Below are 23,806 nucleotides of genomic sequence, written 5' to 3' on the forward strand. Positions count from 1 at the left end.
CGCCGTTCCCCTTTCCGGCCCCGTTCCGGGGGCCCGAATCACCATGGGTAAGGGATGCTAATCATATGCAACCCTTACCTAGTACAGTGCAGACCCTAGCCCGGCGGCGTAAGGATCACTAGTGGAATTGACCTATTACGCAGACCTCGCGGTTCGACTGGTCAACACCGAGGAGCCCACCCGTGGCACGGATGTCCTCACCGATGTCGAGGCCGTGCGCGCGCTCTTCGGCCCCAGCCAACCCGCCGTCGCCCGCCGGGCCGTGGAGGCCGACATCACCCGCCTGCGCGGCGTCCGCGCCCGCCTGCGGGCCGTCTTCGGTGCAGCAGCCGAGGGCGAGGAGACCCGGGCCGTGGACCTGTTGAACGCCCTGCTCATGGAATATCCGGTCAGCCCGCAGATCTCCGGCCACGACTATCTCGACGACGCCGGCCGACCGCGCTGGCACATGCACCTCGCCGAACACCCCACCAACGTCACCGCCGCCTACGCGGCCATGGCCTGCATGGGACTGGCCGTCCAGCTCACCGACCTGGGCGTGGACCGCCTGGGACTGTGCGAGGCCGCGCCGTGCCACAACGCCTACATCGACACCTCGACCAACCGGTCCAAGCGCTACTGCTCCGACCGGTGCGCCACCCGCGCCAACGTCGCCGCCCACCGCGCCCGCAAACGCCTCGAACGCGCGAACCGCCCCCCGGAGCGCCCCGTCCGGCGCACCGCCGAGCCGACCCACTCCAGCGCCGAACGGAGCCGGGAGGGCTGAGTCCGGGACGGCGGGCGCAGGCACAGCACCGCCCGGGCGAGCACCTCCTCCGCCGGAACGGCGCCGAAGGACCGGCTGTCGTCGGCGATCCGGGGGTTGTCCCCCACCAGCCACCACCCGTCCGGGCGACGCTCCACCGCCCGCTTGACGATCAGCAGTCCCGGTTGCCACGGGTGACGCGCCACCACCACGTCCCCGGGCCGCACCGGCGCCCCCCAGTTCAACAGCAGCCGATCACCGGGCCGCAGCGTCGGCAGCATCGAGCCGTTGCGCACCCTGGCGAATCCCCGGCGCGGCCCGCCGCCTTCCCGGTTCCCGCCTCCGCCCATCGTCGTCGCCCCTTCCCCGCGTCCCCGCGTCCGGGCCACCGGTCGGACGCGCCCTCCCCCGCGACGCTACCCCGGCCGTGGATCACGACGCGCCGGTCCCGGGTCGCCCGGCCCCGGGGCCTCCGACTTTGGACCGATCCGGCGGCGCGTGCCGGGTCCGGTCGGGAAAAGCGCCGCCGCACGGAGTAACCTCCCATCTGAGAAGACGATCACGACGATCACGAGGAAGGGAAGGACGCCCATGCTCTCCCGTCTCTTCGCCCGCACGGTCGAGGTCAGCGCCCACTGCGACCTGCCCTGCGGCGTGTACGACCCCGCCCAGGCCCGTATCGAGGCCGAGTCCGTCAAGGCCATCCAGGAGAAGTACCAGGCCAACGACGACCCGCACTACCGGGCCCGCGCCACCACCATCAAGGAGGAGCGCGCCGAACTGGCCAAGCACCACGTCTCCGTGCTGTGGAGCGACTACTTCAAGCCCCCGCACTTCGAGAAGTACCCGGAGCTGCACCAGCTGATCAACGACACCCTCAAGGCCCTCAGCGCCGCCAAGGGGTCCACCGACCCGGCGACCGGCCAGAAGGCGCTCGACCACATCGCGCAGGTGGACAAGATCTTCTGGGAGACCAAGCAGGGCTGAGCCCCTCACCGCGACCGGTCACGACCCGGGCCGCGGAACGTGCCGGAGCGCCCGACCCCACACCCGGGGCCGGGCGCTCCGGTGCGTGTGGGCGAGAGACGGAATGTCGCCGCCCCGACGCGCCCCCCGGCCGGGAGGCGCGGCCCTCGAGCCGACGGCGGGTCACACCATCGGGACGACCTTGCCCGGGGCGTGGTCGGTGCCGAGGTACCGCAGCGCTTCGGCGGTCTCGGCGAGTGGGTACGTCCGCCCGATGACCGGGGTGACCTTCCCCGCCTCGATCAGACCGGTCAGGTACCCCGGGTCCTCCACCCGGTCCACGGCGACCAGTCCGCCCAACCGCTGTCGGGTCAGCGTCGAGCCCTGCCCCGCCCACTACGACGAGGAGACCCGCGCGTGTCCCGCCCCCCTCGACGGTGTCGTGGGGGGCGGGCGGTCGGGGTCCGGGACACCGCCCTCGCCGCCGAGTGCCACGGCCCCCGATCCGATTCCACGGCGACAGCCGTGAAGCCTTCCGGGAAGCCGTCCGCCGGGAAGCCTCCCGCGCCCGGGCTCACGCCCTGCCCCGCCCCGGTTCAGTTGCCGCCGGAAGGGGGGAGGGCGTGGGCGAGGGGGTCGGCCAGGAGGTGGGTGAAGGCGAGTTCGGCCGCGCCGGTGAGGAGGGTGCGGTCACCGAGTCGGCAGACCCGGAAGCGGGTGACCTCCCGGGACGCGGCCAGGGCGTGCGTGTTGATACGGCTGCGGATGTGGGCGGCGGCGCCGAGGTAGATCTCCGGCAGCGTGCCGCCGAAGATGATCAGGGCCGGGTTGTAGAGGTTGATCAGGTTGGCGATGCCCACGGCGAGCCAGTCCCCGACGGTGTGCAGGGCGGTGCGCGCCATCACGTCACCACGGTCGGCGGCGTCGATGACACCGCGAATCCCGGCGCGGCCGGTGGTGGCGCCGGCGGGTCGGCAGGCGGCCTCCAGGAGCGCGTTCTGGCCGGCTTCCGCCTCCAGGCAGCCGCGGGAGCCGCAGGCACAGGGCCTGCCGCCCCGGGGGTTGACCAGCATGTGGCCGACCTCGCCGCCGTAGCCGCTGTGCCCGCGCAGCAGCCGGCCGCCGGAGATGACGCCACCGCCGATGCCGATGTCGCCGTGGAGGTAGATGAGGTCCTGGCAGCCGATCCCGGCACCACGGCGGTGCTCGGCGAGGGCCCCGAGGTTCGACTCGTTGTCCAGCAGGACGGGCGGGCCCGGGCCGAGGCGACGCGTGAGGTCCTCGCCGAACTCCTCTTCGGTCCAGCCGATGTTGAAGGCCGAGCGGACGAGGCCGTCGGGGTGGCGGACCATGCCCCGCACCGCCGCCCCGGCGCCGACACAGACGGCGCCGGGCGGTGCCGTGTCCCGCATTTCCGCCGCGCAGTCGGCCAGAACGGCGGCGGTCTCCCCGGGATGCAGGCCGATCCCGGGGGCGACCGTCTCCCGATGGTCCAGGAAGACGCCGCCGAGCCCGATGCGGGCGGCGGCGAGATAGTCGACGCCCACGTCGAAGGCGAACACGTAGCGGCTGACGGTCTCGGGCCGGACGACCAGGGACGGCCGGCCGGCCCGGCCCGTCTCCCGGGGCAACTCCTCACGGACCAGACCGGCCGTGGCGAGCTCGGTGACCAGCGCCATGATGGTGCTGCGGTTGAGCCCCATGCGGTCCGCGAGGACGGCCCGGGAGGCGGGGCCGCCGAGGTGGATGTGCCGTAGCAGAGCGCTGAGATTCTGCCGGCGTATCTCCTCCTGGGAGGGACCGGCCTTCATCATGCTCCACCCTCATCGTCGTACGGCACGGCGGCGGGAGACCGCGTCCACACCCGCGGCGACCAACAGCACCGAACCGGTGACGGCGTACTTGACCCCGGAGCTGTACCCCATCAGTCCCATGCCGTTCTGGATGACGGCGACCACGATACCGCCCAGTACGGCGTTGATCAGGCGGCCCCTGCCGCCGAACAGGCTGGTTCCGCCGATCACGGCGGCGCCGACCGCCAGCAGCAACACGTTGCTGCCTCCGGTGTTGGGGTCCACGGAGTGGCCGCGGGAGGCGGCGATGATGCCGCCGACCGCTGCCAGCGAGGAGCAGATGACGAACGCGGAGACCCGTATCGCGGTGACGTTGATGCCGGCCCGGCGAGCCGCCTCCTGGCTGCCGCCGACGGCGTAGATGTGCAGGCCGAAAGAGGTCCGGCGGAGCACGAAGGTACCGATGACGAGCAGCCCGGCGATGACCGGCACGACGATCGGCACGCCCTTGACGGAGTCGACGAGGAGGGAGCGACTGCGCTCCTGGTTGAGCAGGTGGACGGCGAGTCCGCCGAGGACGGCGAGTCCGCCGATCCGCGCCGCGACCAGTACGGGGGGCGCGGCGGCCAGGCCGCGCCGCCGGCGGTTGCGTACCTGCCGCAACTGAACCGCCGCGAACCCGCCGACGCCGAGGCCGAGCAACGCCCAGCCCAGGACGGGCGACAGGTTGTCGTTGGCGATGGCGAGGATCACCGGGTCGTTGATGGAGATGTTGGTTCCCTCCTCCAGCAGCATCAGCACGATGCCCTGGAAGGCGAGGAAGGCCGCGAGGGTGACCACGAAGGATGGTATGCCGATCCTGGCGACCAGCACTCCCAGCACCAGACCGATGACCATGCCGGTGAGCACCGCGGCGAGCACGGCCCCGTACCAGGGCCAGCCCTGATCGGTGAGCAGGACGGCCAGGACCGCGGCGCAGACGCCGCTGGCGAACCCCGCGGACAGGTCGATCTCGCCCAGCAGCAGCACGAACACCAGGCCCATGGCGATGGCGATGCTGCCCGCGCTCTGGGTGAGAAGATTCGCGAAGTTGAGATTGGACAGGAAGACCGGGCGCATGATCGCGAAGATCACACAGAGCGCGACGAGACCGAGGATGGCGGGCAGCGAGCCCAGTTCCCCGCCCCGCAGCCGGTCCAGGTAGTCGCGGCCGACGGCGCGCAGGCCGATGGCGGCCGCCGGGGGCTGCTCGGCGGTCTTCTCGGGGTGGACGGCGGTGGTCATGCGGTTGCTCCGTTGGTGGTGGCGAGGCCCAGATCCCCGCTGCGGCCGGAAGTGATGAGCTCGACGACCTGCGACTGGGTGACATCGGTCGTTCTGACCTGTGCCGCCATCCGGCCCAGGTAGAGGGCCGCGATCCGGTCGGAGACCGCGAACACGTCGTTGAGGTTGTGGGAGATGAGCACGACGGTCAGGCCGTTGTCGGCCAGCCGCCGGACCAGTTCCAGGACCTGGGCGGTCTGCGCGACGCCGAGGGCCGCGGTCGGCTCGTCGAGGATGACGACCTTGCCGTTCCACAGCACCGCCTTGGCGATGGCCACGGTCTGCCGCTGGCCGCCGGACAGGTGGGAGACCTGCTGGCGCACGGACTTGACGGTCCGCACCGAGAGCCCGGCGAGGGTCTGGGCCGCCATCTCCTCCATGGTGGCCTCGTCCAGGATCAGGCCGCTGCGCTTCTCCCGACCCAGGAACATGTTCTGCACGATGTCGAGGTTGTCGCACAGCGCCAGGTCCTGGTACACGATCTCGACGCCCAGCGCGGCCGCGTCCCGGGGTCCGTTCACCCGGACGCGGCTGCCCTCGAACCAGTACTCGCCGGCATCGAAGGAGTGGATGCCGCCGATGCACTTGACCAGGGTGGACTTGCCGGCACCGTTGTCTCCGACGAGGGCGGTCACCTCGCCGGGGTAGGCGCTGAACGCCACGTCGTGCAGGACCTGGACCGGTCCGAAGCTCTTGTCGATCCCGCGCAGTTCGAGGATCGGGGTCACCGTCATGGGGGAGGCTCCTCGGGTCGTGGAGGGGCCGCGGGTCCCGGGCCCGGTGACGGGACCCGCGGCGTGCCGGGGGTGTCCCGGCGTTCGGAGGGGGTGTCAGTTGATGCCGGCCTCTTCGCACAGGGCCGCGTAGTCACCCGTGCACAGTTCCTCCTTGGTGACGTAGCCGTCCTCGACGACGTCCTTGACGTTGTCGCGGAAGATGGCCTCCGGGCTCTCCAGCACGGACGGCACATCCCGGCCGGCCTCCGGGTCGTGGACCGTCGCGTTGGTCTCGGCCTCCTCGCCCTTGGCCAGGGACACGGCGAGCCGGACGGCCGCCTCGGCCTCCTTCTTGATCGCCTTGTAGACCGTCATGCACTGGTCGCCGGCGAGGATGTTCTGCAGGCCCTGGACGGTGGCGTCCTGCCCGGTGACGGGCACCTCGCCGTTGCGGTTCTGCTTGCGCAGCACGGCGACCGCGGCGTTGCCCAGGCCGTCGTTGGCGGCGAGCACCCCGTTGATGCCGGGCTCACTGGTGAGCATCTGCTCGAAGATGGTGGCGGCCTCGGCGTTGTCCCAGTCGGGGACGGACTGGTCGGGGCCCTTGGTGTACTCGTCGGAGTCGTACTTCGGGTCCAGCACGCCGTTGTAACCCTCGGCGAAGAGCAGGGCGTTGTTGTCGGTCGGGGAGCCGTTGAGGGTGGCGACGAGCGGCTGCTCCACGCCCTTCTCCTCCAGGCAGGACACCAGGCCCTCGCCCTGCAGCTTGCCGACTTCGGTGTTGTCGAAGCTGACGTAGTACTGGGCGGAGCCGCCGAGGGTGAGCCGGTCGTAGTCGATGGTCGCCACACCCTGTGACTTGGCCTTGTCCAGGACGGCCTTGCCGGTGCCACTGTCCAGGTTGACGATCATCAGGACGGTGACACCGCTGGTGATCATCTGGTCGGCGATGGTCTGGAAGTCCTGCTTGTCCCCCTGCGCGTTCTGGATGTCGTACTCGACGCCGGCGGCCTCGAACGCCTCGGCGAGGTACTTGCGGTCCGCGGTCTCCCAGCGGGCCGATGACTTGCTGTCCGGCAGGATCACGCCGATCTTCGGCGCCGCGTCGTCCGAGCCGGCGCCGTTGCCGTTGCCGTTGTCCGAGGAGGAGTCCCCGCAGGCGGTGAGTGAGGCGAGCAGCGTCGCGGAGGCGACGGTGAGGAGGATTCCCTTGCGCATGGGCAGGGTCCTTTCTGAGGGGTACGCGGAGAGCGACCGCCCGACGGAGGCTCCGCCGGCGAGAAAAATGAGTGGCAAGTGCGCACTTGACCGAACTGCGGGTTGGTGACCGATCCACCCGGCTGATTGTTGTGAGCGGGAACGTATTGCCGTGCGGAGCGGCCGCGCCAGCCCCGGGCACGGAAAATTTGTTGGGAGCGATAACAATCGGATGACGCTCCGGCACGGAGATCTCGAGCACAAAGCCGCCCGCCTCCGCCCAAACCCGCGAAAACCCTCCGGCAGGCTCCGGGCAGGCCCATTTCCCGGCGACCGGGGGCGAGTACGGGGCCTCGAAAGCCCTCGGCGCTACTCCCCGGTCGCAGCGTCCCCGATTCCCTGCTCCGTCCAGATGGTCTTGCCGGTGGGGGTGTAGCGGCTGCCCCAGCGGTTGGCGAGCTGTGCGACCAGGAACAGGCCACGTCCGCCCTCGTCGGACAGGCGGGCGCGGCGCAGGTGGGGCTGGGTCCGGCTGGGATCGGAGATCTCACAGATCAGCCGCCGGTCGCGGATCAGGCGCAGTCCGACGGGGCCGCCGGCGTAGCGAATGGCGTTGGTGACCAGCTCACTCACGATCAGCTCGGTGGCGAAGACCTGGTCCGCCAGGCCCCATTCGGTCAGCTTGCCGCAGGCCAGGGCACGGGCGCGGGCCACCTGGCCGGGGTCGGCCGGCAATTCCCAGAAGGCCGTGCGTCCGGGGGGCACGGCCCGGACCCCGGCCAGCAGAACCGCCAGATCCTCCGCGCGGTGCCGCCCGCGCAGCCGGGCCAGGACGTGCCGGGCCAGGTCGGACGGCGGCTCGCCGACCTCGGCGGCCGCCCGCGCCAGTTCCCGCAGCCAGGCCGGATCCCGACCGTCGCCGTCGCCGGGCTCCCCGCTGTGGAAGGCCAGCACATCACCCGGCGTCAGACACAGTTCGATCGGTTCGAAGGGCTCCCCGCCACCGCCCAGCGGCGGCCCGGGCCGAAGGGCCACGGGCGCCACCTCCCCGCGACCCACCTCCGCCAGCAGCGGCGGGGGATGGCCGGCACTGGCGACCAGGCACTGCCGGGTGACCGGGCAGTAGGTGGTGTAGAGGCAGGTGGCTCCGGTCAGGGAACCGGCTCCGGGCTCACCCTCGTTCCCCTCGTCCTCCGCGAAACGCAGCACCAGGTCGTCCAGGTGGCTCAGCAGCTCGTCGGGGGCCGGGTCGAGATCGGCCAGGGTTTGCACCGCCGAGCGCAACCGTCCCATCGCCCCGGCGGCGTTCACCCCGTGCCCGGCCACCCGACCGACCACGAACGCCACCCGCGTGCCCGACAGCTGGATCACGTCGTACCAACTGCCGCCGGTGCCGGCGGCGGTACCGGCCGGCACATATGCCCCGGCGGTTCGCGCCGCGCTCAGCCGCGCCGACAGCCGCGGCAGCAGACTGTGCTGCAGCGCCTCCACCGTGCGCCGCTCCCGGGTGTAGCGCCGGGCGTTGTCCAGCCCCAGCGCCAGACGGGAGCCGATCTCCTCCGCCAGGTGGACATCCGCCTCGTCGAAGGGGGCCCTGTCGCCGGTGCGCCACAGCGGCACCGCTCCCAGCACCACACCGCGTGCCAACAGCGGAAGCACCAGGAACGAGGTGGCCGCATCCGGCAGATTCAGCCGCGCCCGCTCCGGGGCCTGCGCCGATGTCGTCCGCAGTGCCCTCATGTCCGGCATGAACCCCGTGACGCCACGCCGCACGTGCTCGGCTTCGACATCCCCGAGGAGGAACGTCTCCCCCCGCTGGTGGACCTCCGCGGGCCAGGGCCCCCGCCCGGCGGCCACCGCCACCCGCCGCATGGGCGTTCCCGGGCCGAACCGCCCGACCTCCTCCCCGACCAGTACCGCCTCGGTCAGATCGACCGCACCCAGGTCGGCGAAGATCGGCACCAGTAGCCCCACCAGCTCCTCCGTGTTGCGCACCACATCCAGCGACCCGCCGATCCGCCCCGCAGCCGTGCGCAGCAGCTCCAGCCGCTGCTGCGCACGCGGACCGGAAACCAGCACGCCACCACCGCCGGCCGTGGCCACCCGCATCCCGAACCGGTCCCGCAGCTCCGCCCCCGCCACCGGGACCACCCACACCAGGAACCGCGCCGAGCCGCCCGCCAGGAGCACCGAGACACTCACATCGGCCGCGACCCGCCCGCCGGCGGGACGCCGCAGCACCGCGCGCCCAGCGCTGCGGCGCTCCTCGCGGGCCTCCTCGACCAGACCCGCCCACACCGAACGTTCCTCGAACAAGGTGGGCATGCCCACCCCGCGCACCGCCTCGATACCGCCGCCCAGCAGATCCACCACCGGTGAGGTCGCGGTCAGTACGGTGCCCTCACCGTCCAGCACCAGCAGGGCCGGCTGCTCCCACTCCGCCGTGCCCCACGGTCCGCCGCTCCCGGTCATGGCGCTCCCCGGCCGTCGCCAACCCTCACAGCACTGTCCACCCTGCCAGGACACCACCTCACCGGGCCGCCCGCCGGCCGACTGCGCCCCACCTGCCCGAACGGGCAGCCGGGACCACTGCTTCCCGGGGGTCCGCCCGATTCGGCCATCCGAGCGACCCGGGGGACTACGCTGCGACGATGGACCACTCAACCGGCTTATCCGGGAGCTCCGCCCGGCCTGCGGAACCCATTCGGGTGAACGACTACGACGGCTTCGCCGAGGCGTACACGGCGGATACCGAGAACAACCTGGTGAACGCGCACTACGAGCGGCCCGCCATGACGGCCCTCGCCGGGGAGGTGTCGGGTCGGCGGATCCTGGACGCCGGTTGCGGCGCGGGCCCCCTGCTCGCCGCGTTGCGCGAGCGCGGCGCGATCGTCACCGGCATCGACGCCAGTGCCGGAATGTTGGCGTTGGCGAGGCGGCGGCTCGGCGACGACGCCGACCTGCGCGTGGCCGACCTGCGCGACCCCCTGCCGTTCCCCGACGGCACGTTCGACGACGTGGTCGCCTCACTGGTCCTGCACTACCTGGAGGACTGGGGCCCGACCCTGGCCGAGCTGCGACGGGTACTCAAGCCCGGCGGCCGGCTGATCGCATCACTGGACCACCCCTTCGTCGCCTACACGATCAGCGACCCCCGGCCCGACTACTTCGCGACCACCGACTACACCTCCGACTGGAGAATCGACGGGCGATCCACCCCGATGAGGTTCTGGCGCAGGCCGTTGCACGCGATGGTCGACGCCTTCACCACCGCCGGCTTCCGCCTCACCGGGATCCACGAGCCGCGGCCCGACCCGGCCGCCCGTGAACTGTTCCCCGAGGAATTCGATGACCTGGCGACCCGAACCTGCTTCATGTTCTTCGTCGTCGAGGTGCCGCCGTCAACCGGCGGACCGAAGGGACAGTGCGCGTAGCGGCCGAAACGGTGCCCGGGTGTCAGGAATTCATCGCGACCCGATCGGACTCGCTGCGCAGAACGCAGAACTCGTTGCCCTCCGGGTCGGCGAGGATCACCCAGCCCGAGCCATCGGGGTTCCGGTGGTCGGTGACGAAGTCGGCACCGAGGCCCATCAGCCGTTCCACCTCCTCCTCCCGCGCGGTCTCGGGACGCAGGCACAGATGGATCCGATTCTTGATCGTCTTGGGTTCGGGCACCTGGTTGAAGTACAGCACCGGCCCCTCCGCCAACATCACCCGCGTCTCCGGATCCCCCGGCCGGTCCTCCGGACGCAGCGGACGGCCGGTCACACGGCTCCAGAACAGGGCCAATTCATAGGCATCCGCACAATCGATCGCCACGTTCTGCACCATTGAGACCATGCGCGCGAGCCTCACAGGTCCTCCCGCGCCATACCACCGGGTTTTGCCTCTTCCTCCCGCGCCCCGCCCCGACTCCCGGGAGTGGTCGCCACGCGCCCCGCCCGGATCGGGTCGGGCGAGAAAGGCGCCCCGGGCCGCCGAGGGGGGAGGGTGAGAGAGGGCCCGAGGGGGTCCTTGGAGTCCCGGACGTGAACGGCAGAGGGGCAATCCGGCCACCTCGACGCAATCGCCGCCCTCAGCGGACCGGACGAGTAGGGCGCGCGGCGGCGTCGGTTTCCCGGCCGCGCCCCGACATCATCGAACGACACCGTGGCGGCGTATCCATGATCATATCTTATGCTGAGTCAGCACCGAGGAGACTTCGGGGGTATCCGAGAACTCTTCCAATCGGTTGAGCACAACCCGCACGCGTTCCGCTGTCCGTTCGGACGCCACCGCCGAGGAAAGGGCAATAACCCGCTCGGCTGTGTGTGCCGCTTCTTCTGGTTCGTTAGCGTCAGCGAGAGCAACAGCGAGCCACGACAGATAGAGTGCTAGCTCTCGCGTATGTGTGGCTTCGTAGTCGCTGAGGGCATCACGTAGCAATGGGACGGCTCGCAATGGGCGGCGCAACTCCGTGTAGACACGAGATTCCATTACGCGAAGCTCTCCGGCGTCCACCCAGTAGAGATAGCTTGGTGATGCGTTGTCGGCGCTGTCTTCCCCAAGAGCTTCGGCAGCCTCGCCAAGCGCCCGCATTGCCAGTTGTGCCTCACCGCGCTTCGCGTGTGCCCATGCCACACGATCGTGATAGAGGGCACGCGCTTTCGCCGGTGCCTTGCTCCCGGCATCGTGAACAGCGGCTTGCGCCAGTACGATTCCTTCATCTTCGCGGCCGGTATTGCTGTGCTGGTATGCAAGCGATCCAGCAAGATTTCCGGCAAGCGTGTAGTCTTCCGCTTGTCTTGCTGCGCTGATCCCTATTTGGTAGATCCTTTCCGCCTCTTCGTGTTGTCCCGCATCGGAGGCGATCCAACCGGCGATCTGTGCCAACTCGCCAATCTTAATAAGTAGTTCGCGCCCAACCTCCTGGCTGTAGCTCGCTTCCCGGTACAGCTTGACCACGACACGGAGTTCCCGCAGCGCGGGCCGGATCAGATCACGTCCGGCGATTACGTCGTCGGCGAGCCTTAAGCCGTGTACGCGCCGGCCGAGGTCTGTCACTGTGTCAGTACCGATACGGCGTCCTGTGCGGGCGCGGAGTGGGGCCAGCGGATCACCAACCGGCAAGAAGTCGGCGAGTGTTGGCATCGGTGGTTCCGGAGCTGCCCGGGGCGTCTTGATGTCTTCCACGTCCACACCAAGAGCATGGGCCAGGAACGGCAGCCACTCACGGGGCGTCCGCTTTCCCGTTTCGTAGCGGCTGATCTCCTGCCGTCCGATCGGCTCTCCGCCGACCCCTGCCAGACGGCACACCTCACGTGCAAGGCGCCCCTGACTCCATCCGCGATCTTCGCGTAGGCGCTTGATGTTGGCCCCGATCCCGCTCATGCCCTCCATTGTGGCCGACAGTTGGCCTACAGCGGGCCACTATGCGATTGCTCTCCGAGACGGCAGAGTCAGGATGCCAGGAAGGACCCCCGCGACCGTGGTAGCGGCCCGGGGGCGTGGACCACCTGAAGGAAGCAGGCAGCCATGACAGAGACTACGCCCGACATCCCCGGCCCGGGAACGCCGGCGGTGGACACCAAACGGGACCGTGTGGGGGTCGTGATGGGCAAGACCGGCCCCTATGTGCAGCTTCGGCCGGAGGGCGGGGGCCGGGAGTGGGACGTAAGTCCCGAAGACCTTCGCCCCGCCACCACCGGCGACGCCCTGCGGCCGAAGGTGCGGGCGGCGAACGAGCGGAGCAGGGAGGCCAGGCTGTGTGCGGGGTGATGATCCGCCGTCTGCGAAACCGCGTACTCGCGCTGGCCGGACCACTCTTCATCTTCGCAGTGGGCTTCGGAATGGGATTCACGCTCGCTGTTGCCTGGTCCACCGCATGAACTCCCGCTTTCCCCCGGGAAGTGGTCACAGCCTCGCGGTCATCCGGCGGGAAACGGAACAACAGCACAACCCCATGGCGACCGATACGGGTCAGGGTCGCACTCCGCACCACCACCGGACTCCCGCCCCGGGCACGCACCCGCCCCGGGGCGGGAACCGGGTGGCGCTCCCGACCGGACAAGCCCCGGAGCGCGGGCAGACGTGCCCCGAACCGAGCTGACGGGCTCAGGCTCCCCGCTCCGGTCCGCCCCTTCACCGGGGTGCCGCACTGCGTGCGGTGAGAGCGCCACCCACCCACTTCGCCGGAGTCGCTTCGGCGATCGATGCGGCGCAGCACCAGCGCACCGCAGCGCGAAGAAGACTCCCGCCCCGGTCGGACGGACCTGGACAGCACGAGCGACCGGGGCGGGCCGCCAGATGAACGACACCAGGGAGGTACGCACGTGCACGACGTACGAGAACTGCTCACCCCTGACGCGTTCGGGGATGTCGCCGCAACAGTCATGGGCAACAACCCCGGCATGGACGAGCCTACGGCCGGTCGCGTGGTCACCGAAGCACTGAAGTTCGTTTCGGCCGCCGCGAAGTTCCCGAAGGCCTACATCCAGCCCTCACGCGTGGTGGACGAGGGCTGGCACGCCCTGATCCTGCACACCGCCATGTACGCCAAACTCTGCGATCGGCTGGGCCTGTTCGTCCACCACTACCCGGAGCGCCCCGACCGGTCCCGACACGACCCGGCAGCGCTCACCCGGACGGTAGCCCTGATCGAGGAAGCCGGGTACAGCGCAGACCCGGAACTGTGGACCGGCCCGACCAGGACTCCGGTAGCCGTGGCCGCCGAGTGCTCCCACACGCCGGCCCCCGGCGGATGCGGCCCCATCAACCCGGGAAACTGCGCCTCGCACTGCTCCGGCGGAAGCGGAGGGTAGGGCGGGGACGACTAACCTTCCCGGGACGAGCACGAGGAGAGGTGACCGCATGGACGCGGAAGAAGCCCGGTACATCGATGCCGTGCTACGGCGTCTGGGACTGCCCGGAGTGGTGGCGCCCGAAGACCCGGACAACCCTGCCGGACCATGGCGCGTCTACGACCAGGCCGACCCCGACTCCCGTACGGACATGACGGCTCGCACGCTCGTGAGCGTCACCAAGGCACTCGGGGCGGACGCGTCGCCACCTGCCCCGAAGGCTCAACGAAACGGCCCGAGCCGGGGCTTCATCATCCCGCCCAACGACTGAACACCCGCAACCCGCCCCGTCCGTGCGCTGCCCACGTGGCGTGCGGGCGGGGCTCTGTTGTGCCCGCTGAGCTGCCGGTATGCCAGAACTGGCAGTGAGAAGTGTTGGGGTCGGCGAGGATCACCCAGCCCGAGCCATCGGGGTTCCGGTGGTCGGTGACGAAGTCGGCACCGAGACCCATCAGCCGTTCCACCTCCTCCTCCCGCGCGGTCTCGGGACGCAGGCACAGATGGATCCGATTCTTGATCGTCTTGGGTCCGGGCACCTGATTGAAGTACAGCACCGGCCCCTCCGCCAACATCACCCGCGTCTCCGGATCCCCCGGCCGGTCCTCCGGACGCAGCGGACGGCCGGTCACACGGCTCCAGAACAGGGCCAATTCATAGGCACCCGCACAATCGATCGCCACGTTCTGCACCATTGAGACCATGCGCGCGAGCCTCACAGGTCCTCCCGCGGGATGCCACCGGGTTCCACCTCCTCCTCCCGCGCCCCGCCCCGACTCCCGGGAGTGGTCGCCACGCGCCCCGCCCGGATCGGGTCGGGCGAGAAAGGCGCCCCGGGCCGCCGAGGGGACGGCGAGGGAGGGCCCGGTGCGGGTGGAGGTCTCCGACGGGCGGCCCGATCGGTTGCCCGTCCCCCGGCGTCCCGCCCCGGGGAAAACCGCCGGACACGGGGTGGGACTGGTGGCCGCGTTGGCCGCGCGATGGAGGCGTGACGGTGGCGACGGTGGACGGGATGCCGACGAAAACGATCTGGTGCGAATACCGGCCGGAAAGCGATGGAGATGCGCCCGGAAGCGGGCCGGCACGGGGGTGGCAGGAAGGGACGGGTGGGGCATGATGGGCCCGTTCGGGGACCCGTGCGCGGGTCCTCCCCCCACTCCGAGAGAAGGGCTGTCCCCCGTGATCCGCACGCGTCGCCGTCTGGTTGCCCCGCTGTTGGCCTCGATGCTCTGTCTGGGGCTGGTCACCGCCTGCGGTTCGGATGACGGGGAGGGGAACTCCACCGCCGACGGCACCGACACCGGCGCGGAGACGGAAACCGATGACGGGGCCGAGCCGGAGACCGAGCCCGGCGGTGAGGAGGGCGGTGAGGAGGGCGGACTCACCGGCCCGACCGTCACCGAGACCGCGTCCTCCGCGACGATCCGCACCAGCATGGGTGACATCGAGGTCGTGCTCTTCGAGGACGAGGCCCCGGTGACCGTGGCGAACTTCGTCGGCCTGGCCACCGGCACCCAGGAGTGGGACGGCCAGGAGGGGGACGAGCCGCTGTACGACGGCACGATCTTCCACCGCGTGATCGACGGCTTCATGATCCAGGGTGGCGACCCGCTGGGCAGCGGCATGGGCGGCCCGGGTTACCGGTTCGAGGACGAGTTCACCGACGAGCTGGTCTTCGACCGCCCCTACCTGCTGGCGATGGCCAACGCCGGTCCGGGCACCAACGGTTCGCAGTTCTTCATCACGGTCGAGGAGACCCCGCACCTGAACCAGCTGCACACCATCTTCGGCGAGGTCACCGACCCGGACAGCCAGGCGGTGGTGGACGAGATCGCCGCCACCGAGACCGGCCCGAACGACAAGCCGGCAGAGGACGTGGTGATCGAGGGCATCGAGATCAACTGATCCCGGTCGCGCTCCCCGGCCCGGGGAGCGGTCGTGGACGGGCCGTCGCGCCACACCCCGACGGGGTGGTCGCGGCGGCCCGTCCGTCGTTCCCGGCGGTACCGGCCAACGCCCCGACCGGTAGGACGAGTCCGATGAACGAGAGGGGCTGTGGATAACGGCCGGCGGGTTGTCGGAGCCGGCTCGTAACGTATGGGGCGTGGACGAGACGACGGTGATGCCCGGGGCCGACACCGGGACGCGGGCGCTGGTGGTGTTGTGCGCGGCGGTGGTGGTGCACGACCGCGCGGCGGGCCGGGTGGTGATGGTGCGGCGCGGGCCGGAGGTGGGGTTCGCGCCCGGCCTGTGGGACCTGCCGGTGGGCAAGACCGAGCGGGGCGAATCGGTGAGCGCGGCGGCGGTCCGGGAGCTGTGGGAGGAGACCGGCATCCGGGTCGCCGAGGAGGATCTGCGCCTGGCGCACGTGGTGCACGGGGCCCGGGCGCCGAAGGGTCCGGACGGGTTCGTGACGGTGGTCTTCACCGCCGGGCGCTGGGAGGGGGAGCCGGTGAACCGCGAGCCGACCAAACACGACCGGGTGGAGTGGGTACCGGTGGGGGCGATACCGGGCGAGGTGGTGTTCTCCACCGATCGGATCCTGGCCGCCTGCGCGGAGCGGGATCCGGCCGCGGTGTCCCTGCACGGCTGGGGCTGAGCGGACCGGGCCGTTCCCGGGCGTCCTCGCGCCGCTCGACGGCATTGGCCGCGGGCCCCGGTTCGCGGCACGCGGCGCGGTGCCCCCGGGCGCGCCGGGTACGGGCCGGGGCGGCGTGTTCGAGTCGGGCAACAAGCGTGCAACAGCCCCCCACCTCCCGTACCCCCGGAGCCGGGGCCCGGGCCATGGTGGTGCGGAGCGTCCCGTGCGTGCGCGGGGGGACGGCGGCCCCGTCGGGGCCGCCCGGAGCGACCCGGGGCATCGAGCCCCCGGGACGGAGGGGTTGACGGGGATGACGACATCCGGGCATCAGGAATCGGGGTCGACGGGCTTCGGGCCGCCGACGGCGCCGGCGTCGCCGTTCGGTCCGCCGCCGGGCGTCTTCGGACCGCCGATCGCGGGGAGCGGGTCGTGGGGGCCGACGGCTCCGCCGCCGGGGATGCCACCGGGGGCTGCTCCGGCGGCGGACGCCCCGGGCCTGCGGCGGGCACCGGCGCGGGAGAGCGCCGTGTACGTGGTGAACGGGATCCTGCTCCTGGTCATCGCCCTGCTCCTCCTCGGGCTGGGGATGTCGGACTTCGCGCGGTCCTCGGCGACGGCCTCGGAGACGGCCCGGATGCTGTGGCAGTACCAGATATGGCCGTTCCCGATGATGCTGAACGTCCTGCAGTGGATGGGGGCGCTCCTCGCCGTGCCCGTGGGCGTCCTGCTGATGGCGCGGCGACGAGCGGCGAACGGTCCGGCGATCGTGCTGGGAGGGCTGCTCGGCTTTTTCTCCCTGCGCCTGGTGGCGGGGCCCTACCTGGCGAGGGCCGGGGGCGTACACCACGACCACTTCTCCGACCCCGGCCGCTTCGGGCTGCACGTCCTGGTGTTCGGCCTCTGCGTCGCCGTGGTGGCGATCGCCGCAGGCAGGGCGCGTGCCGGGACGGCGAGCGGCAAGGACTCGGCGGGCGGCGGATTCGACCCGTACGGGCCCCGCGCGGTTCCGGCGGCCCGGCGGTGGGCCGGTGTCCTCACCGCGCTCCCGGGACTGCTCATGGTGGGGTGGACCCTGTACCTGCAGTTCAACCGTTACGGGAAGATTCCCGACGTGGGCTGGGGGACCTTCCTGCAGGACCTGTTCGTGCCGGGTTACTTCCCGATGAGCAGTGTGCTGAAGGCGGGCATGATGTTCGAGGAGTTCGTGATCTCGGTGGTCCTGGTCGTCCTCGGCACGGTGCTGCTCGCGGGACGGGGTCGGGGTGCGCCCGGGGCCGTTCCCCCGGCCATGGCACTGCTGGTCGTGAGTCTGGTGCCCGCGCTGGATCATCCGTTCCGGGACAACCGGACGTACGAGTCGCTCACGGAGTCCGCCCAGGGGGTGCTGTGGCTGGTGTCCCTGGCCGCGGTGCTGGTGTCGGCGATCGTGGCGACGGTGCTCTGTTGGCGGGTGCTCGCCGCCGGGCGCCGATCCGGTGGAAGGCGTGACCGGGACGGCGGAGTCGACGGGGACTGGGAAGGTGGCGACCCACAGGGCTCCGGCGGTTCCTCCGGTGTTTCCTCGGGGGGCGGCTCCTCCTCGGGCGGCTGGGGCTTCTTCGGCGGTGGTTCCGGCGGGGACAGCGGTGGCGGCGACGGTGGTGGGGGCGGTGGCGGTGGCGGTGGCGGCGATTGACCTCCGGCCCCGGCCCGGGACCGCGTGCGGATGATCGTCGGCCTGCCGGGCCCGGCAGGCATGGCACGGCCGGGCGGCGGGCATTCGGCCTGCGGAGGGCCGCACCGGGCGGCCCCGGGCCACTCGGGCCGGAAGACACCGGACGGCCCCCGGCCCGATGTCCCCACCACCCGCCGGGGCCCCTCGCCGGAAGCGGGATGACGACCGTGTCGAGCACACCCCGGGTGGGGAAACGAGGTACGACCACCACCATGACGCAGGGAACCCCGTCCCCACCGCCGCCGGCCCCGTCGCCGTCCTCACCGTCATCGCCGCGGACGAGGAAGCCCCTACCGGTGCTCGCGCTGAAGTACCACGGTGTGACCATGGGCATCGGAGTGCTCTGCATCCTGGTCAACGGCCGGGGCGTGGGCCCGTTGTGGATCACCGGGGTCACCCTGCTGATGCTCGGCCTGCTCGGGAACACCGTCCTGTCGATGTACCAGAAGCCGCGCGGAGACCACCCCCCGGTGCCGACGCGGGTCCCCGTGACCGGTCGCTGGCGCGCGTTGAACGGTCCGGCCGGCAAGGTGCCGAGCCACACGCACCGTCACGCCCAGACCTACGCCATCGACCTGACCCACCACCCCCGGACCGACGAGGGGGAGGACGCCGCCACTCCCCCGTTCCGCTGGTTCCTCCCGGCCTTCCGGAGGCCGGAGGAGTACCCGGCGTTCGGTCGGCCGATCCTCGCCCCCGGGGACGGCGTGGTGGTGCGGGCGGTCGACGGGCAGCGCGACCACCTCTCCCGGACCTCGCTGCCGGGGTTGGGTCTCATGCTCCTGGAGAGTTTCGTGCGCGGCATGGGGCGCTCCCGCCATCTGTTGGGCAACCACGTCGTGCTCGACCTGGGGAACGGGGTGTACGCGTGCCTGGCGCACCTGCGGCGTGGTTCGCCGCTGCCGGCCCCCGGCGACCGGGTGGAGGCGGGACAACCGATCGCGGAGTGCGGGAACTCGGGCAACTCCACCGAACCGCACCTGCACGTCCAGCTGATGGACGGTCCGGACCCCGCGACCGCGCGCGGCCTGCCCTTCGAATGGCACTACCGCGACGACGAGGGGAGGGCCCGGGTCGGGGTGCCCGAGGACCTGACCCACTTCACCCCGGCGGACACCGGGGGACCGGTGGAACAGCGGGAACGCGCGGGATCGGCCGCCCCGGACACCGTCGATGGCGGTGTCGACGACGATGCCGGGGGCGGGAGGAGCGGCGCCGGGGCGGGTTCCGACCCGGCCCGGGATTCGGCCGAGGACTCCTGAGCCGGGGGCCCGCCCCGTCACCGCCGGGGCGAACCCGACAATGGCGGGATGAACGACGGGCCGGGAGACGGCGGGGAGAGGACGCGCGGCACGCGGCACGCGGGCATCGGTGACGGCCGTGAGGGCGTGGTCGGACCCGGGGGTCTCCCGGGGCGGGGCGCCACCGAGCTGCTGCGGGACCGCTCGCCGTCCCCCCTGACCGAGGTGGACGACGAGCGTTTCACCCGCCACGGGGTGCGGCTGCTCCTCAAGCGCGAGGACCTGCTCCACCCGGAGGTGGTCGGCAACAAGTGGCGCAAGCTGGTGCCGACCCTGCGGGAGATGGTGGCGACCGGTGACCGCACCCTGCTGACCTTCGGTGGCGCCCACTCCAACCACCTGCGGGCCACCGCCGCCGCCGGGCGGCTGCTGGGCCTGTCCACGATCGGCGTGGTGCGCGGGGAGGAGTTGGCCGACCGTCCACCGAACCCGTCCCTGGCGGCCTGCCTGGCCGATGGGATGCGTCCGCACTTCGTCAGCCGGTCCGACTACCGGCGCCGCGCCGATCCCGCCTTCATCGCCGGGCTGCGGGAGCGGTTCGGACCGTTCCGTTCGGTGCCGGAGGGCGGGACGAACACGGCGGCGGTGCGCGGTTGCGTCGCGCCCGGTCGGGAACTGGCGGCGGCCGACCCCCGCCCGGACGTGGTGGCGGTCGCCTGCGGCACCGGCGGGACCCTGGCCGGGCTGGCGGCGGGGCTGGCTCCCGGCATGCGGGCGCTCGGTGTTCCGGTGCTGCGCGGCGGCTTCCACGCCGAGGCGGTGCGCGCCCTGCAACAGGAGGCGTTCGGTGGTCCACGCGGACGGTGGACGGTGGACGACCGTTTCCACCACGGCGGCTTCGCACGGGTGCCGGCGGAGCTGGAGGAGTTCGCGCTCGACTTCGCCGACCGGCACGGGCTGCCGACGGTGGAGCGGGTGTACGTGGCCAAGGTGCTGTGGGCGCTGCGGGAGCTGGCCGCCGAGAGGGCCTTCCGCCGGGGCACGGTGCTGGCCGCGGTGATCACCGGGTGACCTCCGCCGCCCCGCCCGGGAGTGACGGCGTTCGGGGGTACGGGGGGCGTCCCGCCGGCGCGGACGGGCGCCCCGGACCCCGGACCCCGGGCGCCTGCGGGCCCGCGGGGCGATGCCGTTCGCCCCTTCGCGACGGTCCTCCCGGGCCGGTGAACATCGCCGGAACGCCACCGGCCGACCGGCCGATGGGCCGGATACCCTCCGGGGGGCCGAAAAAGTCCAACATCCCCCACTCCGATCCGAATTCGTCGCGCCCCGACTGCGACGGCCCGCACCTGCGGGTTTACGATGAGTGATACGGCGACAGTCCCCCGTGCGACGCGATAACGTCACGGGGCGAGCCCGTGACCATCGGGTCGCGACATTCCGGCAAGGGGTTCACGGGCGACGTTGGGGGACGTCGGCGTCGTGGGAGTCACAGTGGAGGTGAGGGTGTCCGAGATCCCAGGTGAAGACGGATCGCAGGACTTCGTCGAGGTTCGGCTGCCGGCGGCGGGTGCCTACCTGTCCGTACTGCGGACCGCCACGGCCGGGCTGGCCGCGCGACTGGACTTCACGCTCGACGAGATCGAGGATCTGCGCATCGCCGTCGACGAAGCCTGCGCGATCCTGCTCCAGCAGGCGACCCCCGGGTCCACGCTGGAGTGCCGCTTCACCCTGATCGGGGACGCGTTGCGGGTGACGGTGTCGGCCCCGACCACGGAGGGGCACGCGCCGGAGCGCGACACCTTCGCGTGGACGGTGCTGAGCGCGTTGGCCGGCGAGGTGGAGTCGACCGTCGCCGAGGATCGGACGGTCAGCATCAGCCTGCACAAGAAGCGCGGCGCGGCTCCCGGGGCGCCGTGAGCGGGAGAGTGGGACCGCCACCCGAGGAGGGGGCAGAAGTGAACGCGGAAGTGAACGAGGTGGAGCGGATGTCGGGACCCGCCGTCCCGGGTTTCCCGGGCACGACCGACCCGGTCGATCCCATCGTCCCGGTGGAGGAGCCGACCGGCCCTTCCGACGTGTCCGAGACGGCCGAGCCGGCCGTCTCGGACACGTCGGAAGCGACCGAGCGCCGCCTGCCCGGCGCGCGCTCCGGCTCCCGCCGGGCGGGCGGGTCCGCCGATCCGCGGGATCGGGCCGCGGCCCGCGACCTGTTCGTCTCGCTGCGCTCCCTTCCCGACGGGTCCCCCGAACGTGCCGCGCTGCGGGACCGGCTGGTCCGGATGCACCTGCCGTTGGTGGAGCATCTGGCCCGGCGGTTCCGCAATCGTGGTGAGCCGTTGGACGACCTGACCCAGGTCGCCACGATCGGCCTGATCAAGTCGGTGGACCGGTTCGATCCGGAGCGCGGGGTGGAGTTCTCCACCTACGCGACGCCGACCGTGGTGGGCGAGATCAAGCGGCACTTCCGGGACAAGGGCTGGGCGGTGCGGGTGCCCCGCCGGCTGCAGGAGCTGCGGCTGTCGCTGAGCGCCGCGACGGCGGAGCTGTCGCAGCAGCACGGTCGGGCTCCGACGGTGCACGAGTTGGCGCAACGCCTGAACACCTCCGAGGAGGAGGTGCTGGAGGGCCTGGAGTCCGCCAACGCCTACAGCACGCTGTCACTGGACGTGCCGGACACCGACGACGAGTCGCCGGCGGTGGCCGACACACTGGGCGCCGAGGACGACGCGCTGGAGGGCGTGGAGTACCGGGAGTCGCTCAAGCCCTTGCTCGAGGAGTTGCCGCCGCGCGAGAAGAAGATCCTCATGCTGCGGTTCTTCGGGAACATGACCCAGTCGCAGATCGCGCAGGAGGTCGGGATCTCGCAGATGCACGTCTCCCGGCTGCTGGCGCGGACGCTGGCCCAGCTGCGGGAGAAGCTGCTGGTCGAGGAGTGAGCGACGGGGTTCCGCCGACCCGGTGGGACCCCGCCCCGTACTCCCCCGCACGCCCCGTGCGTCCCGCGCCCGTGTCCACCGGGCCGTCGGGGCGCGTCCCGGGGCGCCTCAGGCGTCGCGGGGGACGGCGCCCAGGGCCTCGGCTGCGACGGAGTTCATCAGACAACCGAGCACGACCAGCGCCACGGCCGCGAGCGGCGGGGCCGAGGCCTGCCAGACGCCCTCCATGCCCCACAGCTGCCAGGCGGTGGGCAGGGCGAGGAGTTGCACGATCACCGATGGCCCCCGGCTCCAGCGGCGCAACAGCCACAACCCCCGGCCGGCGAGGAGGGGGAACAGTGCGAGCAACAGCACGGTGACCCCGCCGGTGAGTGCCTGCACGGCGTTGTCCGGGGTGCCGGTGAACACCAGTACCAGCATGATCACGCCCAGGGCCGCGATGACGATGCCCTGGAGGAGGGTCAGAGCGGCGGCGACGGCGATGCGGCGGGGCCGGGGACCGGTTTCCGCCGCCCGGCCGGCGGGACCTCCGGAATCCCGGGCGCCGTCGGCGCCGGCCGGGTCGTGGGGGTGACGCGGGTCATCGGGGGGAGTGGGGTCGCTCACCCCGTCAGGGTATCGCCGGGACACCGGCCGACCGGGAGGGAGTCCGACGGGGTTCCGTCCGGGTCGGGCCGGGGCGTGCCGGCGGCGGGGGGACGGCGCGCGGGCCCGGTTACGCTGCATCCCATGCGCGCACTTCTCGTGGTCAACCCGGCAGCCACCACCACCAGCGCGCGGACCCGTGAGGTGATCGCCCGGGCTCTGGCCAGCGAGGTGAAACTCGAGGTGGTGCCGACCACGTGCCGGGGCCACGCGCGGGATCTGGCCCGGCGGGCCGCGGAATCGGGCTCGGCCGAGCTGGTGGTCGCCTTCGGCGGCGACGGCACGGTCAACGAGGTGGTCAACGGACTCTTGCAGCACGGTCCGAACCCCGGTGCTCTGCCGCGCCTGGCGGTGGTGCCGGGTGGTTCGACCAATGTCTTCGCCCGCGCGCTGGGGTTGCCCAACCATGCCGTGGAGGCGACCGGCGTGCTGTTGGACGCCCTCCACCGGGGGAGGGAGCGGGAGATCGGTCTGGGGCTGACCTCCGGGCTGGAGGGCACCCCGGATGAGGAGGTGCCGGACCGCTGGTTCACCTTCTGCGCGGGGTTGGGCTTCGACGCGGGGGTGGTGGGCGGCGTGGAACAGCAGCGGGAACGGGGCAAGCGGTCGACGCACTCGCTGTACGTGCGGCAGATGGTGCGGCAGTTCGTGCGGGACCCGCATCGGGGGCGGGGTCTGATCACCCTGGAGCGGCCGGGTTCACAACCGGTGCGGGACCTGTCGACGGCCATAGTCTGCAATACCGCGCCGTGGACGTTCCTGGGCAATCGCCCGGTGTACGCGGCACCCCGGGCCTCCTTCGACGACGCCCTGGACGTGGTGGGATTGACCCGGATGTCGGTGCCCGCGATGACCCGCTACGCGTCGCAGTTGTTGCGTTCCTCCCCGGAACGGGGGCCCCGGGGAGGAAACGTGGTGGCCCTGCACGACGTGACGGGCTTCACCTTGCTTTCGCAGGTTCCCCTGCCATTTCAGCTGGACGGTGACCACCTGGGAGTGCGCTCCGGCGTACGGTTCACAGGCGTTCGACGTGCACTGCGTGTGATTGTGTGAGCAGAAGCCTCAAAACTCCTTACAGTCGAACGTTTAGCCCACTCTCCACCCCGAAGAAGT

At 71.5% G+C, this 23,806-nt stretch carries 25 protein-coding genes and 1 pseudogene; 14 read left to right on the forward strand and 12 right to left on the reverse strand.

The window, feature by feature from the left end; all coding sequences use genetic code 11:
- Nucleotides 1-121 precede the first annotated feature (121 nt).
- Entirely contained in the window at nt 122-766 is a 645-nt protein-coding gene (locus tag LZF96_RS22095) for an ABATE domain-containing protein (protein WP_233875782.1), read from the forward strand.
- 89 nt (nt 767-855) lie between these two features.
- On the opposite strand, the pseudogene LZF96_RS22100 reads toward LZF96_RS22095, so the two are convergent.
- Nucleotides 856-1,095, reverse strand: a pseudogene (locus LZF96_RS22100) (S24 family peptidase); the annotation flags it as partial.
- Between the two features lie 241 nt (nt 1,096-1,336).
- Between LZF96_RS22100 and sodN the strand changes: the two are divergent.
- The gene (gene sodN, locus LZF96_RS22105) at nt 1,337-1,732 is read left to right on the forward strand and encodes a superoxide dismutase, Ni (RefSeq protein WP_233875784.1); all 396 of its coding nucleotides are present in this window, start codon (nt 1,337-1,339) and stop codon (nt 1,730-1,732) included.
- Nucleotides 1,733-1,894: 162 nt separating this feature from the next.
- Here the strand turns inward: sodN and LZF96_RS22110 are convergent, their stop codons facing one another.
- The 6 genes from LZF96_RS22110 to LZF96_RS22135 all read right to left on the reverse strand — a co-directional run bounded on the left by LZF96_RS22110 (nt 1,895) and on the right by LZF96_RS22135 (nt 9,212).
- Nucleotides 1,895-2,071 (reverse strand): zinc-binding dehydrogenase, encoded by a 177-nt coding sequence (locus tag LZF96_RS22110; RefSeq protein ID WP_233875786.1) that lies wholly within the window; start codon nt 2,069-2,071, stop codon nt 1,895-1,897.
- 236 nt (nt 2,072-2,307) lie between these two features.
- On the reverse strand, nt 2,308-3,522 hold the full coding sequence (locus LZF96_RS22115; protein ID WP_233875788.1) for an ROK family transcriptional regulator: 1,215 nt from the start codon (nt 3,520-3,522) through the stop codon (nt 2,308-2,310).
- 12 nt (nt 3,523-3,534) lie between these two features.
- Nucleotides 3,535-4,788: a sugar ABC transporter permease gene (locus LZF96_RS22120; RefSeq protein ID WP_233875790.1), complete on the reverse strand. Its 1,254-nt coding sequence runs from the start codon at nt 4,786-4,788 to the stop codon at nt 3,535-3,537.
- On the reverse strand, nt 4,785-5,561 hold the full coding sequence (locus LZF96_RS22125) for an ATP-binding cassette domain-containing protein (protein ID WP_233875792.1): 777 nt from the start codon (nt 5,559-5,561) through the stop codon (nt 4,785-4,787). The genes LZF96_RS22120 and LZF96_RS22125 overlap by 4 nt, the downstream gene beginning before the upstream one ends.
- A gap of 96 nt (nt 5,562-5,657) precedes the next feature.
- Nucleotides 5,658-6,761, reverse strand: coding sequence for a sugar ABC transporter substrate-binding protein (locus LZF96_RS22130; RefSeq protein WP_233875795.1), 1,104 nt, complete (start codon nt 6,759-6,761; stop codon nt 5,658-5,660).
- A gap of 348 nt (nt 6,762-7,109) precedes the next feature.
- A complete protein-coding gene (locus LZF96_RS22135; protein ID WP_233875797.1) occupies nt 7,110-9,212 on the reverse strand; it encodes a SpoIIE family protein phosphatase in 2,103 nt (700 codons plus the stop codon).
- A 179-nt stretch (nt 9,213-9,391) separates the two neighbouring features.
- Between LZF96_RS22135 and LZF96_RS22140 the strand changes: the two genes are divergently transcribed.
- Nucleotides 9,392-10,174: a class I SAM-dependent methyltransferase gene (locus LZF96_RS22140; RefSeq protein WP_233875799.1), complete on the forward strand. Its 783-nt coding sequence runs from the start codon at nt 9,392-9,394 to the stop codon at nt 10,172-10,174.
- A gap of 22 nt (nt 10,175-10,196) precedes the next feature.
- Here the strand turns inward: LZF96_RS22140 and LZF96_RS22145 are convergent, their stop codons facing one another.
- Complete coding sequence (locus LZF96_RS22145) at nt 10,197-10,580, reverse strand: VOC family protein (RefSeq protein ID WP_233875801.1); 384 nt, start codon at nt 10,578-10,580, stop codon at nt 10,197-10,199.
- A gap of 327 nt (nt 10,581-10,907) precedes the next feature.
- Nucleotides 10,908-12,110 carry a helix-turn-helix transcriptional regulator gene (locus LZF96_RS22155; RefSeq protein ID WP_233875805.1) on the reverse strand — a complete coding sequence of 401 codons (1,203 nt, stop codon included), beginning with the start codon at nt 12,108-12,110 and terminating at the stop codon, nt 10,908-10,910.
- A 144-nt stretch (nt 12,111-12,254) separates the two neighbouring features.
- Here LZF96_RS22155 and LZF96_RS22160 point away from each other — a divergent pair, with 144 nt between their 5' ends.
- The 3 genes from LZF96_RS22160 (at nt 12,255) to LZF96_RS22170 (ending at nt 13,850) form a co-directional block, all read left to right on the forward strand.
- A complete protein-coding gene (locus LZF96_RS22160; RefSeq protein WP_233875807.1) occupies nt 12,255-12,497 on the forward strand; it encodes a hypothetical protein in 243 nt (80 codons plus the stop codon).
- 554 nt (nt 12,498-13,051) lie between these two features.
- The gene (locus LZF96_RS22165) at nt 13,052-13,540 is read left to right on the forward strand and encodes a hypothetical protein (protein WP_233875809.1); all 489 of its coding nucleotides are present in this window, start codon (nt 13,052-13,054) and stop codon (nt 13,538-13,540) included.
- A 49-nt stretch (nt 13,541-13,589) separates the two neighbouring features.
- Nucleotides 13,590-13,850, forward strand: coding sequence for a hypothetical protein (locus tag LZF96_RS22170; RefSeq protein ID WP_233875811.1), 261 nt, complete (start codon nt 13,590-13,592; stop codon nt 13,848-13,850).
- Here the strand turns inward: LZF96_RS22170 and LZF96_RS22175 are convergent.
- The gene (locus tag LZF96_RS22175; protein WP_233875813.1) at nt 13,831-14,280 is read right to left on the reverse strand and encodes a VOC family protein; all 450 of its coding nucleotides are present in this window, start codon (nt 14,278-14,280) and stop codon (nt 13,831-13,833) included. The two genes, LZF96_RS22170 and LZF96_RS22175, sit on opposite strands and share 20 nt — an antisense overlap.
- 718 nt (nt 14,281-14,998) lie before the next feature.
- Between LZF96_RS22175 and LZF96_RS22180 the strand changes: the two genes are divergently transcribed.
- Both LZF96_RS22180 and LZF96_RS22185 read left to right on the forward strand, forming a co-directional pair.
- Complete coding sequence (locus LZF96_RS22180; protein ID WP_308294263.1) at nt 14,999-15,481, forward strand: peptidylprolyl isomerase; 483 nt, start codon at nt 14,999-15,001, stop codon at nt 15,479-15,481.
- Nucleotides 15,482-15,698: 217 nt separating this feature from the next.
- Entirely contained in the window at nt 15,699-16,175 is a 477-nt protein-coding gene (locus LZF96_RS22185; protein WP_267941238.1) for an NUDIX domain-containing protein, read from the forward strand.
- A 309-nt stretch (nt 16,176-16,484) separates the two neighbouring features.
- On the opposite strand, the gene LZF96_RS22190 is transcribed toward LZF96_RS22185, so the two are convergent.
- On the reverse strand, nt 16,485-16,718 hold the full coding sequence (locus tag LZF96_RS22190) for a hypothetical protein (protein WP_233875817.1): 234 nt from the start codon (nt 16,716-16,718) through the stop codon (nt 16,485-16,487).
- On the opposite strand from LZF96_RS22190, the gene LZF96_RS22195 reads away from it, so the two are divergent.
- The 5 genes from LZF96_RS22195 (at nt 16,690) to LZF96_RS22215 (ending at nt 22,048) form a co-directional block, all read left to right on the forward strand.
- Nucleotides 16,690-17,832, forward strand: a complete 1,143-nt coding sequence (locus LZF96_RS22195) for a hypothetical protein (RefSeq protein ID WP_233875819.1) — start codon at nt 16,690-16,692, stop codon at nt 17,830-17,832. The genes LZF96_RS22190 and LZF96_RS22195 overlap by 29 nt on opposite strands.
- Before the next feature lie 335 nt (nt 17,833-18,167).
- On the forward strand, nt 18,168-19,133 hold the full coding sequence (locus LZF96_RS22200) for a peptidoglycan DD-metalloendopeptidase family protein (RefSeq protein ID WP_233875834.1): 966 nt from the start codon (nt 18,168-18,170) through the stop codon (nt 19,131-19,133).
- 48 nt (nt 19,134-19,181) lie between these two features.
- A complete protein-coding gene (locus tag LZF96_RS22205; RefSeq protein WP_233875836.1) occupies nt 19,182-20,183 on the forward strand; it encodes a 1-aminocyclopropane-1-carboxylate deaminase/D-cysteine desulfhydrase in 1,002 nt (333 codons plus the stop codon).
- A gap of 432 nt (nt 20,184-20,615) precedes the next feature.
- Nucleotides 20,616-21,029: an anti-sigma regulatory factor gene (locus LZF96_RS22210; protein WP_233875838.1), complete on the forward strand. Its 414-nt coding sequence runs from the start codon at nt 20,616-20,618 to the stop codon at nt 21,027-21,029.
- The gene (locus LZF96_RS22215) at nt 20,918-22,048 is read left to right on the forward strand and encodes an RNA polymerase sigma factor SigF (protein WP_233875840.1); all 1,131 of its coding nucleotides are present in this window, start codon (nt 20,918-20,920) and stop codon (nt 22,046-22,048) included. Before LZF96_RS22210 ends, LZF96_RS22215 begins: the two co-directional genes overlap by 112 nt.
- 108 nt (nt 22,049-22,156) lie before the next feature.
- Here LZF96_RS22215 and LZF96_RS22220 read toward each other — a convergent pair whose 3' ends face one another.
- Nucleotides 22,157-22,654, reverse strand: a complete 498-nt coding sequence (locus LZF96_RS22220) for a hypothetical protein (protein WP_233875842.1) — start codon at nt 22,652-22,654, stop codon at nt 22,157-22,159.
- 123 nt (nt 22,655-22,777) lie between these two features.
- On the opposite strand from LZF96_RS22220, the gene LZF96_RS22225 reads away from it, so the two are divergent.
- Nucleotides 22,778-23,746 (forward strand): diacylglycerol kinase family protein, encoded by a 969-nt coding sequence (locus LZF96_RS22225; RefSeq protein WP_233875844.1) that lies wholly within the window; start codon nt 22,778-22,780, stop codon nt 23,744-23,746.
- The last annotated feature ends 60 nt before the right edge of the window (nt 23,747-23,806 follow it).

This window comes from Streptomyces sp. ST2-7A (assembly GCF_021390475.1).
Classification (GTDB): domain Bacteria; phylum Actinomycetota; class Actinomycetes; order Streptomycetales; family Streptomycetaceae; genus Streptomyces.

Coding starts and splice junctions, on each gene's coding strand:
- LZF96_RS22160 (WP_233875807.1), top strand. CDS start 12,255: ATGACAGAGACTACGCCCGACATCCCCGGCCCGGGAACGCCGGCGGTG.
- LZF96_RS22120 (WP_233875790.1), bottom strand. CDS start 4,788: ATGACCACCGCCGTCCACCCCGAGAAGACCGCCGAGCAGCCCCCGGCG.
- sodN (WP_233875784.1), top strand. CDS start 1,337: ATGCTCTCCCGTCTCTTCGCCCGCACGGTCGAGGTCAGCGCCCACTGC.
- LZF96_RS22190 (WP_233875817.1), bottom strand. CDS start 16,718: ATGACCAGGAGCAGGATCCCGTTCACCACGTACACGGCGCTCTCCCGC.
- LZF96_RS22155 (WP_233875805.1), bottom strand. CDS start 12,110: ATGAGCGGGATCGGGGCCAACATCAAGCGCCTACGCGAAGATCGCGGA.
- LZF96_RS22145 (WP_233875801.1), bottom strand. CDS start 10,580: ATGGTCTCAATGGTGCAGAACGTGGCGATCGATTGTGCGGATGCCTAT.
- LZF96_RS22115 (WP_233875788.1), bottom strand. CDS start 3,522: ATGAAGGCCGGTCCCTCCCAGGAGGAGATACGCCGGCAGAATCTCAGC.
- LZF96_RS22185 (WP_267941238.1), top strand. CDS start 15,699: ATGCCCGGGGCCGACACCGGGACGCGGGCGCTGGTGGTGTTGTGCGCG.
- LZF96_RS22205 (WP_233875836.1), top strand. CDS start 19,182: ATGAACGACGGGCCGGGAGACGGCGGGGAGAGGACGCGCGGCACGCGG.
- LZF96_RS22125 (WP_233875792.1), bottom strand. CDS start 5,561: ATGACGGTGACCCCGATCCTCGAACTGCGCGGGATCGACAAGAGCTTC.
- LZF96_RS22170 (WP_233875811.1), top strand. CDS start 13,590: ATGGACGCGGAAGAAGCCCGGTACATCGATGCCGTGCTACGGCGTCTG.
- LZF96_RS22135 (WP_233875797.1), bottom strand. CDS start 9,212: ATGACCGGGAGCGGCGGACCGTGGGGCACGGCGGAGTGGGAGCAGCCG.
- LZF96_RS22175 (WP_233875813.1), bottom strand. CDS start 14,280: ATGGTCTCAATGGTGCAGAACGTGGCGATCGATTGTGCGGGTGCCTAT.
- LZF96_RS22130 (WP_233875795.1), bottom strand. CDS start 6,761: ATGCGCAAGGGAATCCTCCTCACCGTCGCCTCCGCGACGCTGCTCGCC.
- LZF96_RS22225 (WP_233875844.1), top strand. CDS start 22,778: ATGCGCGCACTTCTCGTGGTCAACCCGGCAGCCACCACCACCAGCGCG.
- LZF96_RS22140 (WP_233875799.1), top strand. CDS start 9,392: ATGGACCACTCAACCGGCTTATCCGGGAGCTCCGCCCGGCCTGCGGAA.